Source organism: Mycobacterium innocens (genome assembly GCF_900566055.1).
Taxonomy (GTDB): domain Bacteria; phylum Actinomycetota; class Actinomycetes; order Mycobacteriales; family Mycobacteriaceae; genus Mycobacterium; species Mycobacterium innocens.
Genome location: NZ_UPHQ01000311.1, coordinates 19258 through 36562, shown reverse-complemented (window position 1 = coordinate 36562; position 17305 = coordinate 19258). Strand labels below are relative to the sequence as shown.

The 17305-nt window shown below is 63.8% G+C and carries 11 protein-coding genes and 1 pseudogene; 10 read left to right on the top strand and 2 right to left on the bottom strand.

Annotated features, from left to right (window positions below; genetic code table 11):
• The 5 genes and pseudogenes from EET03_RS30595 to EET03_RS28610 all read left to right on the top strand — a co-directional run.
• A pseudogene (locus tag EET03_RS30595) lies at positions 1 to 291 on the top strand (hypothetical protein); the annotation flags it as partial.
• A gap of 483 nt (positions 292 to 774) precedes the next feature.
• Complete coding sequence (locus tag EET03_RS28625; RefSeq protein ID WP_075543794.1) at positions 775 to 2298, top strand: class I adenylate-forming enzyme family protein; 1524 nt, start codon at positions 775 to 777, stop codon at positions 2296 to 2298.
• Between the two features lie 74 nt (positions 2299 to 2372).
• Complete coding sequence (locus EET03_RS28620; protein WP_075543795.1) at positions 2373 to 3650, top strand: FAS1-like dehydratase domain-containing protein; 1278 nt, start codon at positions 2373 to 2375, stop codon at positions 3648 to 3650.
• 4 nt (positions 3651 to 3654) lie between these two features.
• On the top strand, positions 3655 to 3858 hold the full coding sequence (locus tag EET03_RS32170) for an acyl-CoA dehydrogenase family protein (RefSeq protein WP_075543796.1): 204 nt from the start codon (positions 3655 to 3657) through the stop codon (positions 3856 to 3858).
• Between the two features lie 381 nt (positions 3859 to 4239).
• Positions 4240 to 5025 carry an enoyl-CoA hydratase/isomerase family protein gene (locus EET03_RS28610; RefSeq protein ID WP_075543797.1) on the top strand — a complete coding sequence of 262 codons (786 nt, stop codon included), beginning with the start codon at positions 4240 to 4242 and terminating at the stop codon, positions 5023 to 5025.
• Between the two features lie 28 nt (positions 5026 to 5053).
• On the opposite strand, the gene EET03_RS28605 is transcribed toward EET03_RS28610, so the two are convergent.
• On the bottom strand, positions 5054 to 6487 hold the full coding sequence (locus EET03_RS28605; RefSeq protein WP_075543798.1) for a wax ester/triacylglycerol synthase family O-acyltransferase: 1434 nt from the start codon (positions 6485 to 6487) through the stop codon (positions 5054 to 5056).
• Positions 6488 to 6502: 15 nt separating this feature from the next.
• Positions 6503 to 8320 carry an AMP-dependent synthetase/ligase gene (locus EET03_RS28600; RefSeq protein ID WP_167470738.1) on the bottom strand — a complete coding sequence of 606 codons (1818 nt, stop codon included), beginning with the start codon at positions 8318 to 8320 and terminating at the stop codon, positions 6503 to 6505.
• A 316-nt stretch (positions 8321 to 8636) separates the two neighbouring features.
• Between EET03_RS28600 and EET03_RS28595 the strand changes: the two genes are divergently transcribed.
• From EET03_RS28595 to EET03_RS28575, 5 genes are all read left to right on the top strand, one after another.
• Positions 8637 to 10727: an acyl-CoA dehydrogenase family protein gene (locus EET03_RS28595; RefSeq protein WP_075543800.1), complete on the top strand. Its 2091-nt coding sequence runs from the start codon at positions 8637 to 8639 to the stop codon at positions 10725 to 10727.
• 136 nt (positions 10728 to 10863) lie between these two features.
• The gene (locus tag EET03_RS28590) at positions 10864 to 11646 is read left to right on the top strand and encodes a FadR/GntR family transcriptional regulator (RefSeq protein ID WP_075543801.1); all 783 of its coding nucleotides are present in this window, start codon (positions 10864 to 10866) and stop codon (positions 11644 to 11646) included.
• Positions 11647 to 11866: 220 nt separating this feature from the next.
• A complete protein-coding gene (locus tag EET03_RS28585) occupies positions 11867 to 14473 on the top strand; it encodes an NAD-dependent epimerase/dehydratase family protein (protein WP_075543802.1) in 2607 nt (868 codons plus the stop codon).
• Positions 14470 to 15969, top strand: a complete 1500-nt coding sequence (locus tag EET03_RS28580) for an aldehyde dehydrogenase family protein (RefSeq protein ID WP_075543803.1) — start codon at positions 14470 to 14472, stop codon at positions 15967 to 15969. Before EET03_RS28585 ends, EET03_RS28580 begins: the two co-directional genes overlap by 4 nt.
• 50 nt (positions 15970 to 16019) lie before the next feature.
• A complete protein-coding gene (locus EET03_RS28575; protein ID WP_075543804.1) occupies positions 16020 to 17294 on the top strand; it encodes a cytochrome P450 in 1275 nt (424 codons plus the stop codon).
• Positions 17295 to 17305 lie beyond the last annotated feature (11 nt).

Genomic DNA, 17305 nt, shown 5'->3' with positions numbered 1-17305 from the left:
TATGCGCAACCGCTCGGCGGCGCGGTGTACTCCTGGCGCGAGTCTCACGGTCGTAAGGAAGTCGACGCGATCGTCGAGACACCGGACGGTTGGGCCGCATTCGAGGTGAAGCTGACGGGCGATCAAAGCGTCATCGACAGGGCGGCGAAGGGCCTCCTCGACTTCGCGGCCAGTGTGGATACTTCCAGGCATGGCAGCCCGTCCGCTCTCGTTGTCATGACTGCGAGCGGCGGTGGCGGCAAACGAACCGATGGGGTTCATGTCGTGCCGATCTCGGCACTGGGGCCGTAGCCATCAACGCACGCCCCACCGCGGCAGCATCCGGGCGGGCTCCGCCGGATTGACGACAATATCGACGACAACGGCGACGACAACTGCTCCCTCAACCACCGCCCCTCCACAGCCGAAACGTCGGCGTCGTGCCTGGTCAAAAATTCTGCCCGCTCCTGGCAGTGTTGGGGTCAGGAGTTCGAGTCCCCTTAGCTCCACCAGGCAAACGCGGATTTCAGCGGGCTAATCTGAGCCGTTTGACGACAGTTGGCGCTTGAACCCTCGCCCGTGAGTGCGAACACGTCGCCCATCAAGTTCACTAGCCGGCTGCGTCGCGCCGCATTCGATCTTTGCCACAGCGCCGTGTGGTACGGAACGGCGCGAGGTAGAGGGTTTCCGCTCCCCGAAACTAAGTTGACCTAGTAAACCATGAAGTCTAACTTATCTAAGGGATCCTTTTGAGCTACGCCTTTCCGAATCGCCAAGGATGACTCAGGGAGACAGATGACGGATATCCGCGACGCGTTGGGGGAGCTGTGGCGTGCGGACGATCGCGCACCGATGGTCGAATACAACGGTCGCTGGCTGACCTGGGGTGAGATCCGCACCCTTACCGAGAAAATCGACGCTGAACTCACCGCGGCGGGGTGCGGTGCCGGCGGTCGGGTCGCCTGGGTGCAAAGCAACCGCCCGGAGTCGGTCGCGGCCCTGATAGCGATCTTTCGCAGTGAGCGCACCCTGGTCGCGATAAGTCCGCTGCAGCCGCCACCGCGGCTAGGCGCCGATCTGGTTACCTCCGGTGCACGGTATGTCCTCGCTCCCGCATATCTCTGGTCGGAACGGGTTTTCGTCGACAGCGTGGCCGAGTTGGACGCCACGGCATGGAGTTTTGATGCCGACGTGATGGTGCGACGTGCGGTGTCCTCGCGTCCCTCGGAAACCGGCGACGCCAGCGTAGCGATCGAGATGTTGACGTCGGGAACAACCGGACCGCCCAAGCGCATTGCTCTCAAGCGCCACCAGATCGAAGCAGCGCTTGCCGCGGCGAAAGCTTACGGCGGAACTGGGACCACGAAGCGGCCGCCGCTCACCGGAGCGGCCGGTATTGTGGCCCTGCCGATCGTTCACATCAGTGGACTGTGGTCGCTGCTGCAGTCGTTGGTTGGCGCGCGGCCGGTGGTAATGCTCGAGCGGTTCACAGTCGAAAGTTGGCACGCCGCAGTCAAGGAGCACAAACCGGCGCTAGTCGGGCTACCGCCGGCGGCGATCCAGTCAGTGCTCGACGCCGGTATTCCCGCAGCGGACCTGGCGAGTCTGCGTGCCGTCACGGCGGGCACCAGCCCGGTCGATCCCGCTCTGGTCGACGCTTTCTTCGAGAAGTACGGGGTCCCAATCCTGATCGTCTATGGTGCCACCGAATTTTCTGGCGCCGTCGCCGGCTGGTCCATCACCGATTTCCGAACCAAGTGGGGCACCAAACACGGCAGCGTCGGACGAGCGTTTCCGGGGGTACGGCTGCAGGTCATCGATGATCGGGGCAACGCGGTTCCGTCCGGACACACCGGGAGACTGCAGGTGGCCGCGCCCCAGGCCGCCAGCAACGGTGAAGCCGACACCTGGTTAACCACAAGCGATCTCGCCCACCTTGACCAGGACGGTTTCCTCTACATCGATGGCCGCGCTGACGACGTGATCATCCGCGGTGGGTTCAAGATCGCGCCAGAAACCGTAGCCGGCGCCTTGCGTGCGCACGAAGCGGTGCGCGACGCTGCCGTCGCCGGACTGGCCGATCCCCGGCTGGGCCAAGTTGCCGTGGCGGCTGTCGAATTGGTGCCTGGCGAAACGGCCACGGCCGAACAGTTGCGAACGCACTGCCGGGGGTTGCTGACTCCCTACGAGGTGCCCGCCGACATTTTCGTCGTCCCTGATCTACCTCGCGGCGCCGCACTGAAGGTCGATCGTACCCGTCTAGTCGAGATGCTTGAGAACCGGCGCAGCGGCAGGGGCGCAACTGGCACAAGCGAATAGGGCGCACCAGCACGCAATCATGGATGTAGGCCGTCGATGCCGGCGTGATGCTCAAGAGCTAGGAGGAACGATCGATGACGACCGCAGACACCGCTGCCATCGAGGGCAGGATCACCGATGAGGACATCGAACGAGCCCGGGCCCAGATCGGCGTGCCGGTCAATAAACGAGAAGAACCATGGAACAGGCTGCCGCAGCCCGATGCGATCAGCCACTTCGCCTTCGGCATCGGGGACGACAACCCACTATTCATCGACCCTGACTATGGCCGGGGGACACGTTGGCACGGCCAGATCGCGCCGCCGACGTTTGCGATCAGCACGGGTCTCGACCAGACACCGATATACACCGATCCCGAGCGAAAGGAGCTGTTTCGTGGACTGTTCCGCGGCACCGGCAAGTACTACTCGGGCGTGAAATGGATGTGGTACCAGCCAATCTACCCGGGTCGGCCGGTGCTCATGGAGGGCTACACGCTCGACGTGCAGGTCAAGGAGAGCGAATTCTCGGGCGGACGGTCGGTCAAGGAGACCTACCGCTATCTGTATGTCGATACCGACGGCAATCCCATCGCGACCCGCGACGAGTCTTACATCAACGCTGAGCGACACGGCACTAAGAAGTCCGGCAAGTACGGCCACATTCAGCGTCAGTATTGGACGGAAGAGGAGTTCGCCACAGTTGAGCAGGCCTACGCAGACGAGGTGCGGCGCGGCGCCGAACCGCAGTGGTGGGAAGACGTTTCGGTTGGCGACCAGTTGCCGCCGGTGATGAAAGGCCCACTGACAGTGGTGGATATCATCAGCATGCACATGGGTTGGGGGTGGGGAGGTTATGGCGTCGGCCCGCTGAAGTTCGCACACCAGCTGCGTCAGCGGATGCCGGCGTTCTACCAACCCGATGAGTACGGAGTGCCTGATGTAGTCCAGCGGTTGCACTGGGATGCCGCACGGGCACAAGCCCTTGGTATCCCGGCACCCTATGACTACGGGCAGATGCGGGCGGCTTGGATCGGCCATCTGCTGACGAACTGGATCGGCGACGATGGATGGCTGGCTGAAATGGAACTGCAAATGCGGGGATTCAATTACCACGGCGATATTCAGCGATGCACGGGCACGGTGACGGCCAAGGGCGGCCCGGACGACGCGGTGTGTGTCGAAGTGTCCGCCACCAGTCAGCGACACGAGACGACCACCGCGGGCACGGCGACGGTGCTGCTGCCTTCCAAGGCCAACGGTGCAGTGGCGCTGCCGGTTGCCGACGCGGCTCTACGGCGGCGCGGAGCAGCGGTCGCCTCGCGGATTTCGGGACAGGTCGGCGCCGAAATCCGCCGGCTCTATGGGGAATAGCAGCATGAAGCGAAATATCTTCGACGTCGAGTACCAGCAATTGCGCGAAACGACCTGCCAATACCTCGAACGCGGAGTGATACCCAACGTCGAAAAGTGGGAACGCGACCGTGTCGTCGACCGCTTCGCCAACGTCGTGGCAGGAAAATACGAGCTGTTCGGGTTCGACATGCGCGAGGAGTACGGCGGTGGCGGCTCCGACCACTGACGAGCAGAAGACCCAATGGCTGCCCGGCATCATCAGAGGCGATGTCAGCGTTGCCATCGCGATGATCGAACCGGACGCAACGGCTCCAAGACTTTCATATCCTCTGCAATTGCGTGCAGGGTCCATGGCGGATATGGCTACATGAATGAATACGAACGACGTAGCACAGGCGATTGCGGCATTCCCCGAGCCGGCGGCAGCAGGCGTGCACGAAGCGGCGGCAGGCTCCGGATGTCCACATTGCCAGCGCTGACACAGGTTCAATCGATCGAGGCCCACGGGCTGCAGGAGTTGACGGGCACGGCCGACTTCCGGGCGGGTTTGTCGTCGTTTCGACACCGAACACGACCCAATTTCCACGGTTCGTAGCGAGGAGCAAGCATGACAGACATGCCGGAACTGAGCACCATAGAGTTCGAGGTCGCCCACCACGTAGCGACCGTGACGTTGAACCGGCCCGATCGGATGAACAGTTTCACCAAGCGCATGGCCGACGAGATGGTTTCCGTGTGGGCGCGGGTGCGTGAGGACGAGGACATCCGGGTTGCCGTGCTGCGCGGCAACGGCGATCGTGCGTTCTGCACGGGCATCGATGTCGCTGAGGGTGTCTGGTGGGCTGACGAGCCGATCTTCAATCAGGAGGACCCCGGCGCGCTGCTCGGGCCCAAGGCGCACAAAGTATGGAAGCCGGTAATCGCCGCGCTGCACGGAATGGTTGCCGGTGGCGCAATGTATTTCGTGAACGAATGCGACTTCGCGATCTGCTCTGAATCAGCCGTATTCTTCGATCCGCACGCCAACGCGGGCGCTGTTTCGGCGTTGGAGCCGATGGGCATGCTGGCTCTCGGCGTTCCCTACGGCGAGGTGATGCGCTGGGCGCTGCTGGGCAGCGAGGAACGTCTCACTGCCCAGACCGCATTACGGGTGGGGCTCGTCACGGAGATCGTTGCTGACGGTCAATTACGCGCACGGGCAGCGGAATTGGCTGCTGAAATCGCAGCCCGCCGCCCGCAAGCCATCCAGGGAACCGTACGCGCGATGTGGGAAGCGCGTGATCTGCCTCCAACTCTGGCTCAGCGGCACGGTCTGTCGTACACCCACCTGGGCAACGCCGGTGAGGGGCGCAGTGACTCGCGGACGAATAAGCGAGCGCCTCGCACTCGATGAGGTGCACAGAAATCATGCCGGAACTCGTCTAATGGGATCCGCGCTCGGCGGCTGCTTTGCGGAGTGTCTCGAGTTCCTCCAGCAGGCCGTCGGCAAGTCGTTGGGCATCCGGCACCAGGTCGCGGTTCGTGGTGAAGGAGAAGAAGGCCTTTCCCATATAAGTGATGACCGCGCACACCGGTCCGATGCCGAGCGCCTGCATCATCATGATGTAGAACTCGTCGATACGGGCCCCGCAGATGAAGCGTGGTTCTGTTGATGTCGCGATGTTGGTGACACAAAGGTTGAACACCGGCGGCAACTCGGGCACCAGATTCCTCGTCAATGCGTGCATCACGAGCTCGAGGGTGCCTGGCGTGACCAGATCGAAAAGGTTCTCGACGGGATTGGTGCCGGCATGCTGAAGACCCGACTTGGCCTTGCCCATCGCGGTCGAGATGTGCTCGAGCCTCTCGACAGGATCAGGGATGTGCGTCGGCAGAAGTGGAGTCAGGAGCGAAAAGCGGTTCTCGACAGCACGTTCGGCGGTCTCATGCCGCATGTTCACCGGATTGACTGCCGTTAGCGGCTCGTCTGGCAGTTCGGCTCGCTCAAGGAGATAGTTGCGCAGGCTACCTGTCACCATGGCTAGCGCGACATCATTGAACTTCACGCCGAACTCGTCGCGCACCGTCGCGATGTCGTCCATCGACGCCTCAATCCAACCCATCGCGCGCCGGATCTGCCCCGGGGAGACCTCGCTGAGCGAGACGTGAGGGCAGCTGAACGGCATGCCTGTCGTCTTGGCCGGTTGGTCCGGCTTCTTGCCTCGACGGAAGAGCGACAAAAGCGGGCCGGGGCCAACCGCTCGCGCCAGCCCAGTTCCTGCACGCGCGGCGCGTAAGGGTCGTGTGACAAGGTTTGGCACCGCTCGCAGCAACAGTTCCGCACCGGTCGGTATCCGATCCGGTTTCCAGTGATCTGCCGGTATCTCGTTCGGGATGTCGGGCGAGGTAGTCATCAGATGCGACAACATGTCCAGGCCGCCCATACCGTCGACGTATGCGTGATGCATCTTGATGAACAGCGCAATTCGGCCGTGCTTGAGCCGCTCAATGAACCACGCGTCCCACAGCGGACGGGTTTCGTCCAACGGGGGATCGCCCAATTGCGCTACGAGTTCGCGCAGCTCGGCAGCACCGCCTGGCGGTGGCACGGCGATGCGGTGCACATGGCGGTCGATGTTGAAGTCGGGATCCTCCGCCCAGGCGGGTTCCGTGAGTCCGAAGGGTGTTCGAATTAACCGGCGCCGCAGGGGTGGCATCGCCGGCAGCTGGCTTTGCAGGTGTTGCTTGACCACGTCGAATGTCACCGGATTGGGTGACGTCTTGGGATCCAAGACCAACACACCACCGCCATGGAGCGGCCAACGGGCGGTGTCTAGCGAGACGAAGAGCGTGTCGAGGGTTGACAGCGAACGCATTAGAGTGGCTCGGCGTTAAGACGCACTCGGCGACGAGGCGGCAAGGTGCTCGTCCGCGGCATAGAGATCCTCGATCGCCTTCGCGTATTTCTCCAGCACGACGGCTCGCTTCACCTTCAAGGTAGGCGTCATCACATCCGAATCCGGCCCCCACACCTCGGGCAGGACCTTGATCCGTTTGACTTGTTCCACTCTGGCCAGCGCTTGGTTGACCTCTTCCAAGTGTCTGAAGATTTCGTCCAGAAGGTCGGGGTCGGACATCAGGGCGATCGGATCCGTCGTGTCCTTTCCATGGCGCTGCGCCCATGCAACGATTTCCAGCGGATCGGGCACGATCAGCGCGGCGGGGAACTTCCGTGCTTCCCCGACGACAACGGCGGTGGAGACCAGCGGGTGGCTCGAGATGGCGGTTTCGATTGGCTGCGGAGCGATGTTCTTCCCGCCCGCGGTGATGATGAGATCTTTCTTTCGGCCGATCAGTACCAGGTAGCCGTCCTCGTCGACGCGACCCAAGTCACCGGTGCGAAACCATCCGTCGTCGGTGAATGCTGCTTTCGTCTGCTCCGGATCGTTGAGGTAGCCAACGAATGCCTGCGGCCCATGCATCTCGATTTCGTTGTCGGCTGCAATCCGGAGATCGACACCGGGGAATGGCCGGCCCAAAGTTCCACGGCGCGGATCGTGGGGCGAGCAGACACCACCGATGAACTCGGTCAGCCCGTACGCGTCGGCGAGCTCGACACCAAGTGCGGCCATTCCGTCCAAAACATCAGCGGGCATCGAAGCGGCCGCGGTGAGCGCGATTTCGATGGTATCCAGTGCCAGGGTCGAGGCAATGTGTTTGCGCGCGGGCTCCGCCTCGGCCAACGCGATCTCCAACTCGGCTGGCACTGCGCCGGTTTCGGTGCGTGTATGAATCGTCTGCAGCCCAACGTCTAGCGCTCGGCGCAATTCCGCGCCCTCGGGGTCGGGCGTTCCTCTCGCCATGGCCTGCGCGGCGGCCCACAGCTTCTCCCAGATCCGCGGGGGACCAAAGAAGATGTTGGGCCGAACTTCAAGCAAGTAGCTACCGATCGCGGTCAGATCGGGGCAGAAGTAGACCTTCGAACCTGTCCGCAACCCGACGTAATGGGAGAACATCCGCTCGGCGACATGAGCCATCGGGAGATAACTGATGACCCGTTTGTGCATCCAGCCGGTGCCGAAGGCCAGCAGAACCGACTCCACCCCCGAAACGACACTGCGATGACTATGCTGAGCGCCTTTCGGCCGTCCCGTTGTGCCTGAGGTGTAGATGATGGTGGCAATGTCGTCAGGTTGCACCTGTGCCTTGGCCTCGTCGAGTGCGATTGGCGGCTCGCCGAGTAGCTCGGAGAAATGCACCACCGACTCGTCGGTGTCGGTGGTCTTATCAACGCAGATGATCGTCCGCAACGACGGAACCTGCGGTCTGATCTGCTTGACCCTCTCGACCTGTTCGCCATCAACCAGAATCAGGCCGGCCTCGCAATGCTGGAGAAGCCATTCGACCTGGCTGTTCGACGACGTCAAATAAATCGACGTCATGGTTGCTCCGAGAAGAATTCCGGCAGTGTCGGTGATGTTGCACTCGGCCCGGTTGCGCAGCAGCATCGCGACCCGATCGCCACGTCGGACGCCCAACTTCCGTAGCCCCGCCGCGACTGAGCATGCGGAGCGGACGTAGTCGTTCCACGACAGCGTCGACCAACCACCGTCCGGGTTTTTCGAGTGCAGTGCAGGGGCATCGCCTCGCTCCGAAACGGTATCGGCGATCAGGTCGACCAACGTGCGGCCGGCGATACGCTCCGCCATCTCTGCGCTTGTCATGTGCATGCCTGTTCGCCCTCGCTCTCGTGTTCTGTTCGTGACGACCACATGTGTCTCACTGCGATACTCGCCGGCGGGTGGATACCAAGCGCTAGAATTATAACCTAGTATGCTATCAACGCGAGGTGGTCCAGGTGTTCGCGCGAAATCTTGTGTCGTTGTCTGACATATCGGACGATAGACGTCGGTAATTAAGGAGCCGGGGCCTTGGCTACATCGTTGACGTCACCTCGCCGATCGACTGGAAGCATCACGACGTCGGCTGCCGAACGCGCCTCGATGTGGCGGAGCACATGAGCACATGAACGAAGAAGTGACCGCGTTCGACAAGTCCGTCGCGAGCGTCATTGGCAAATTTTGGGGAGACGCGACGGCCGCCGGCACAGCAGACATTGGCGGATTATGGTCGGCTGCGGTCGATCAGGGTTGGTTCGAGCTCGGTTCGGCTCAGGCACTCGATCTCGCCGTGGCGGCCACGCGGCGGCTGGGTCGCGCGGCATGTCCGCTGCCGATCCTCGACGGCTACGCGACAGCGGAGCTGTTTCCGGATATGGGTGTGGCGGGCGGTGACGTGCGGGTGGTCATCACCGGCGACGCGGCGTCGCCGATTGATGGCGGCAGCGCAGCCACCCATGTGTTGATCATTCCCAACGCCGGCGGGCGCGCCGAGCTGCGCTCGATCACCGAGTCAAGGTCCTTGCCTGGCCTTGCCATCCCGGCGTGGAGCCAGGTCACAGTGGGCGACATCAGTGCTGAGCGGGACATCGATGCCGGGCAGGCTGATCGAGCGCTGGTTCTGACTCGGCTCGGTAAGGCGGCTCGGGCGCTAGCCGCCGCCGAGTACGCGCATGAGATGGCCATCGAGCATGCCAAGATACGTCAGCAATTCGGCAAGGCAATCGGCAGCTTCGGTGCGGTGCAGCAGCGCGCGGCGCAGTGTCAGATCGACATCCGTTCCGCGAACCTGTTGCTGGCCGACGCGGTCGCCGCGTTGCAGACCGGCTCGGACACCGCGGTGCTGGCGGCCGAGATCGCCGTCGCCCATATCGCAGCGATCGCGCCAAAGGTGCAACTGGGTGCGCACCACACGCTGGCGGCGATCGGCTATTTCGCGGAGCACCCTGCGCCGTGGTTGTTCAGGCGGGTGCATGCTGACGTCACCATGCTCTCCACGATCCAACTTGCCGGGGGCTCGGTCGGTGACGTCCTCGTTGAGACGCACTCCCGCTTGCCGGCAGCCGATCTCGGCGAAACCGGCGAGCCCTTCCGACGCGAGTTCCGGCAATTCATCGCCGACCACCACGCACGGGACAAAGCGCTGCGCCCGGCGTTTCTCGACAAACCCACGGTGGCCGCGATGGCCGACAAGGGCTGGTTCGGTTTTGGGTGGCCGCCCGAGTATGGCGGACGAAACGCGACCCTGGTGGAGCAGGTCGTCCTCAACGAGGAGGCGACGTACCACCGCGTCGGGGTCGCCAAGCCGTTGGGTTCGGTTATGCTCCTCGGCTCGTCGATACTGCGCCACGGCACCGAAGAGCAGAAGAAGAAGTTCCTGCCGATCATCGCGGCCGGCGAGATGAACTTCTGCCTTGGATATTCCGAACCTGAGGCGGGTTCCGATCTCGCCTCGTTGCGCACTCGCGCCGTCCGTGACGGTGACGACTGGGTGATCAATGGTCAAAAGCTGTGGACCACAACGGCCCACGAATCAGACTGGGTATGGCTGGCGGCGCGGACGGATCCGGACGCGACGCCCCGGCACGCGGGCATCACCGTCTTTCTCTTCTCTCTGCATACGCCGGGCGTGACGATCCAGCCGCACACCGCGCTTTCCGGCGAGGTGTCATGCACGGTGTTCTACGACAACGTCCGCATCCCCGACTCGGCGCGGGTCGGGGAAGTCAACGGCGGCTGGAAAGTCATCGTCGACGCCCTGGCCGGCGAACGCATCACCATGGGCAACATTGCCGCGGCGCTGCACCGCCAGCTTGATGATCTGCTCGACGTCGTCCGAACCGATCCGGCGGGCCTAGTCGGGCCGCGTGGATCGGCGAAACGGGCGCTGATCACCGAACTGGCCGTGCGCGTGCAGGCCAACCGCGCATTGGTGTGTGCCGCGGTTGGGGCAGGTGCAAGCAATATCGGTGCGATGTTCGATGCCGCGATGGCCGGCGTGATGGGTGGTGACCTCGCCGAGGACTTCGGTGCGGCGACTTTGGCGCTTTTCGGCCCAGCGGCCGCGCTCGGAGAAGAATCGGCTTCACTTGTCACCGTCCCCGGGGGTGGCGCGTTCGAATACGGTTTGCGGCAGTCGATCATGTACGTCGTCGGTGGGGGCACGAACGACGTTCAGCGCGGGCTCATCGCCCGCGGACTCGGTCTACCGCGCTAGGCGCCCTACGAATCTCGAGTCCGACAACGCTTCGACGCCAACGGAGATTTCGCTAGTTCTTCTGGATAAACTAGGCAACGGTGTCGGCAACGCTATCATTAGCCGACGGTGACGACCAGGACAAGAGGAGGAGTGCGTGACAGGCAAGAACTCGTTCGCACTCACCAGAACCCAGGACCGGGTACGTCCGCTGAAGATGTCCGACCAGGTCGCTGCTCAGATCCGTCGGATGATCGCCCGAGGTGACCTCGTCGACGGCGATTGGCTGCCGACTGAAGCCGAACTCATGGAACAATTCGGGGTCTCGCGCCCGACCCTTCGTGAGGCGTTTCGGCTCTTGGAGGGTGACTCGTTGGTCGTGATCCGCCGAGGGCCGCCGGGCGGGGCGCGAGTGACCGTGCCGGGGCCCGACGCCGCCGCAGATCTATTCGGCATGGTGCTGACCCTTTCCGGCACCACTGTCGGCGACGTGTGGGATGCCAGGTTGACCATCGAGCCACCGGCCGTGCGCCGGCTGGCCGAGACCGCAACCCAGGACGAACTGCGCGAACTCGACGAAGAACTGGAACGAGTCCGTGCGGCCGCGAACGATGCGCGCACATTCTCTCGCGCCGGCGTGCGGTTCCACGTCAAACTCGTTGAGCTGTCGGGCAATCACACACTGACCGCGGTCATCGGCATGTTGTCGGAGATCGTGGAGCGCGAGCTGGCCAAGACGGTCGCCGAGATTGGACCCGAGAGCGACGAGATCCGGCGCGCCAACCGCCGGGCGCTGCGGGGCTACGAGAAGATCACCGAGCTGATCCACGCCGGTGACGGCGAAGCCGCCGAGCGGGCGTGGATCGAGCACATGAAGAGTGCCCGTCGCTATGTCGCCAAGGCTCATCATCAGGACCGGGTAATCGATCTGCTCTACTGAGATTTCGCGCCGGCATGACCCAGTCGTAGCAGCCGCCGTTTCGTGTGGATTTCCGGGCTGACGTTGGGATTTACTGACTTTTCCGCATCGCTGAATGGCAGCCTGCAGCCGCGGTGCGGCTGGCTTCAAGAATCTAGAGAATCTCTATCCGGAGTGTTGACACTGCAGTGTGACCGCTCATACATTGGCCTCAACAGACTGCGCAACGACGGGCGAATGCATGCGTGTGATGGTGACGGGTGCGTCGGGGGACCTCGGGTCCTCGATCATCCCGGAGATCTTGGCTCGAGGTCACGAGGTCGTCGGGTTGTCGCGGCGGCCCCACTCACTGCCTTCGCCCAGTTACCGCCACGTCAGCGCCGACATCCGGGACGCCGACGCGCTCACGGCGGCCATGCCCGGCGTCGATGCGGTGGTCCACTTGGCCTGGACCACCCATCCCATGCACGATGCCGCCGCGACGCGGGCGATCGACGTCGGGGGCACCGAGGCGGTGCTGCAAGCAATGGAGCGGGCGGGTGTGTCGCGCCTCGTCAGTGCCTCGTCGGTGATGGCCTACGGCGCCCGCGCCGACAACCCGCCGGAACTGAGAGAAGGCGACCAACTCCGCCCAAGTCCCAAGCACCTCTACTCGGTCCACAAGGCCGAGGCCGAGGCGCTCATCAGTGCGTCATCTGTCAACGCACTACTGGTGCGGGCCACCAACATCATGGGACGCACCACCACGGGCGTGACCCGGGAGGGGTTTGCCACCCCCGTCATCTTGGGCATGAAAGGCGGGAGGAACCGCTTTCAGTTCATCCATCCCGAGGACCTCAGTAGATTTTTCGCCGACGCGCTCGAGCAGCCAGGCTGGCAGGGACCGGTCAACGTGGCGGCCGAGGGTGCGTTGCCCATGCGCGAGATAGCCGGCATCCTCGGCAAGCGGTACGTGGAGCTGGATCCCCGCCGGGCAGAGGCGGTTCTGAGGTTCCTATGGAACCGTGGATGGTTCTCCCTGGATCCTGGTGCCGTCGAAGCGTTCTTGAATTTCCCGATCGTAGACACGACCAAGCTGACCGGCGAATTCGATTTTCATCCGGCCTGGGGAAACCGCGACTGCGTTGAAGACTTCGCGCGGACCAACCGCGGGCACGTTTTCCTCGGGACGCGAAAGGTCGAAATCCCTTGGCGTTGGCAGTGGGCCAGCGTTCCGGGCCGACCCTGCGACATGTCCCGGGTGCCGGCCGCTGAACCGGAGCTGCTCGGCGAGTTCGATACCACCGTCGACCCGAACTGGTCGCTTTTCACCGCGGCCAATACCTCGGAGGCGTTTCCCGGCCCGATGACTCCGCTGTCGTTGGAACTGGCGCTCGATTCGTTGCGGGCCGCGGGCGCTCAGACCGCCGACGTCTTGGGCCTCGATGGTGATCTGCGCCGAGCACTCTGCGAGGATCCGGTGGGTGCGTTCGGGCATGGCGTCTATGCCAACTTGTCTGTGGTGTACGCCTTGGGTGCAGCCATGCCCGGTGGAGGTGTCTCGGCCTGGGATGAGATGCTGTTCGGCGATCGTGAAGGCCTGCAGCTGCCGCCGGTAGAGAAGATCGGTCTGCTCCGGATGGCACGGCGGCTTCCACGAACGCTGGCCAAATTGGCCGCCTTTCCCGCCGAGGTTCGTCGTATCGCCGCTCAAGCCCGTGCGGCACAGCGCGATCCACACTTCTACGCATCGCTGACCGATGCACAGCTATTCGCGCACCTGTACCGCGAGCACGATGAGACTGTGTACGGATGGGCGGCGGCGGCCCACGCCTCGGCCTTGATCGTGCCGGTCATGGAGTTGATCCAGAAGCAGGGTGGGAAGGGATTTGCCACGCGGATTCGTGGCGGCACTGAGGAACTGCCGAGCGCCGGTATCGCCAGCGGCGCCTATCGGTTGGCCGAGATGGCCGGTCGGAACCGCCAGACCTCGGCTGCGCTGCGTGATCTTCCCGCCAGTGCGGCCGTGGCGCTGCTGCGCGAGACGGATCCGGACTTCGTGCGCGAACTGGACACTGTGATCAAGGAATTCGGTCATCGTGGGCCACGCGAGACCGAGCTTGCCAATCCCGTCTTCACCGACGACCCCAGCCGGCTGGTAGACATCGTCGCCAAACTGACCGTATCTCCGCCGCGGGTCGCTGCGCCCGCACCGAGCATCGGTCGGCGGCTGGCGTTGCTGGCGTCGATAGGCAACAAGTTCCAACGCATCCGCGAACAGGCGCGCGACGCCACAATTCGGCACACGCACCAGTACCGCTTGATCGCAAGAGAGATCGGAAACCGGCTGGCGGCTCGGGGCGTCATCGCCCGCCCGGACGATGTGTTCTACCTGACCCGCGCGGAGCTGAGAAACCCACCCGCAGCCGCGGCCGAGGTGGTGCGCCGCCGCCGCGCCGAACGTGTGCGGCTGGAAATCCAGCGCCCCCCATTGAATTTCGCAGGGCACTACACGGTCACGACTGACAGCAACCAGGAACTTTCACCAGGGCAGTCCCTGCAGGGTACGCCGGTGTCGGCCGGTATAGCCAAGGGCACAGTGCGTGTGCTGACGGTCGATTCAATGGATGACTTGAAACCTGGAGAAGTATTGGTCACCGCATTCACCGATACCGGCTGGACTCCCTACTTCTCCTATGCCGCGGCGGTGGTGGTCGACACCGGAGGGGAGATGTCGCATGCCGCGGTGGTCGCCCGTGAGTTCGAAATTCCTTGTGTAGTGGGTACTTTGCGGGGCAGCGTAGTACTTCGCAATGGACACGTGGTGGAAGTCGACGGATCCACGGGCATGGTGACGAGGGTCGAATGACCGGCACGACCATCGCGGTTCCCAACCGGTCCCAATACCCGGGGTTGTTCGTCGGTGGTCAATGGCTGGCCACCGGACGCAGCGCCCCGGTGCTGAACCCGGCGACCGGGCAAATTGTTGTTGACGCGCCGCTCGGTTCGGCCAGTGAAGCGGACGCAGCGGTGACCGCAGCACGTGTGGCGTTCGACGACGGGCCGTGGCCCCGAATGTCATCAGCCGAGCGGGCGGCACGCCTGGGTCGACTCCGAGACGTGCTCGCGCAGTGGAACGACGACATCGTCGCGCTGGCAGTCGCCGAAGCCGGCGTTCCGACCACTATCGCCCGGTCGAGCCAGGTCGATGCCCCGATGCGGCTGCTGGACTTCTTCATCGAGCGGGCGACTCGGTTCGACCCGATCCGGCCCCTTCCGGTGACGACCTTGCCCAGCCGCCACGGCGGAACCATCCTGGGCGCCGGCGTCGTTCAGCGCTCGCCCCGCGGTGTTGTCACGGCCATAACACCGTTCAATGCACCATTCTTGGTGAACCTGCTCAAAGTCGGCCCGGCATTGGCGGCCGGATGCACTGTCGTGCTGAAACCGTCGGACTACACGCCGCTGGAGGCGCTGCTGCTGGGCGCCGCGGCGGCCGAGGCGGATCTGCCGGCCGGGGTGCTGAACGTCGTCACCGGCGGAGCCGAGGTGGGGGAGCGCCTGACCACCGACCCCCGGGTGGACATGGTGACTTTCACCGGTTCGGACGCCGTGGGTGCGAAAGTGATGGCACAGGCCTCCGCGACGCTCAAACATGTGACCCTCGAACTCGGGGGCAAGTCGGCGATGATCGTGCGCGCCGACGCCGACCTCGATGCGGTGGCGGCCAGGGGCGCCGCGGAGCTGACCACCTTCGCCGGCCAGGGCTGCGCGCTGTGGACAAGGCACCTGGTGCACCGCAGCATCTACGACGTGTACGTCGAGCGTCTCGCCGCTGTGCTGCAACGCATGCCGATCGGAGACCCGGCCGATGCCCGCACCGTGGTCGGCCCGCTGATCCGGGAGAGCGCCTGCGCGCGAACGCGAAGGTACGTCGCTGGTGCGCTGGAAGAGGGTGCCCGGCTGGTGTGCGGCGGGCGCCGACCACCGGGCATGGATCGCGGGTTCTTCTATGAACCAACGCTTCTGGCCGATGTGCGGGCCGACATGACCGTGGCGCAGGAAGAGGTATTCGGTCCCGTCGGAGCAGCGATCCCATTCGACGACGACGAGGAGGCAATCCGGATCGCCAACCACTCGGTGTTCGGCCTCTCCGGATCGATTTGGACCGCCGACACCGGGACGGCATTTGCCATGGCCCAGCGCATCAATACCGGCAACGTCAGCATCAATGGCGGCACCGGGGGGATGAGTCCCTGGGCGCCGTTCGGCGGATATAAGCGTTCCGGGTTGGGACGCGAACTGGGTGCCGACGTCCTCGATGATTTCTGCGAGACGAAAACCATTCAGTTCCACGCCGGTTGATCGCGAGCCGATCACCGGCGCCACCAGACCTCACGTCATCAGGAGCGGATATGACCATCAGCACCGCTGACCAGTTGCGTGACTTTATCCGCACGGCCGATGACAGCGCCTACGTGGAATCGGCTGCAGCCGAAACACCTCGGTCCCGGATCGTCGATCTGTATGGGCCGCTGGCGGCGGCTCGCCGTCGGGCCCCGGTGCATCCCATGACGCAGGCCGCCCTCATCGGCCAGGACGACTACCGCACTCAGAAAGAATTCACCAAGGCCTCGTTTTCCTGTGTGCTCAGCTTCGAGCATTGCCAGCAGGCGCTCACCGACGAGCGGCTGTCGTCGCGGTTCTGGGACGAGACCATCGGTCAGGTTTGGGGCCACACCATCATCGGCATGGACGGCTCCGAGCACCGACAGCATCGGGCGCTAATTTCGCAGGCGTTCACCCGCCGCTCGCTGCGCCGCTGGCAAGAGACCGCGATCGTGCCTGCCGTCAACGGGCTGATCGACCGCTTCGAAAAGAACGGATCGGCCGACCTTTATCGCGAATTCACGTTGCTATTCCCGGTGTACATCATCACCGAGATGATGGGGCTGCCCTTCACCGATATAGAACGTTTCAACACGTGGGCGGGCGAAACGGTTGCAGCGTTCTATGACATGGAAACAGCCAAAGAAGCGTCGAAGAAACTGGAACGATATTTGTCTCCGCTGATCGAGGAACGGCGCGGCGGCACGGGCGAGGATTTGATCACCCTGCTCGCCAACGCCGAGCTTGACGGCGGCCGGTTGGAGACCATCGACATCGTCTCGTTCCTGCGGCTGCTGCTGCCCGCCGGCGGTGAGACCACCGCCCGCTCGACGGCCAGCATGCTGCTGGGACTGCTGCAGAGCCCAGAGCAGCTGCAGGCGGTGATCTCCAATCGCACTCTTTTACCACAGGCCATCGAGGAGGGCCTGCGATGGGAGCCGCCGTTGATGTCGATCAGCCGAATTGCGCTGGACGACCTTGTCCTTGGGGATGTCGAAGTGCAGCAGGGAAGCGTTCTCGAGATCTCCCTCGGCGCCGCCAACCGCGATCACACCCGGTGGGACGACGCCGACAGCTTCAACATCTTCCGGGAAAAGAAGCCGCACATCGCATTTGCGTGGGGTCCGCACACCTGCCTGGGCGCCCACCTCGCGCGGGCGGAGATGTCAGCGGCGCTGACCGCGCTGTTCGATCGGCTGCCTGGACTACGGCTCGACCCCGACACCGGGCAGCAGGCCCGCGTGCAGGGCATCGGCCTGCGGGCGCCCAACAAAGTGCCGGTGGTCTTCGAAAGCCGTTGAGGAGTAACGCG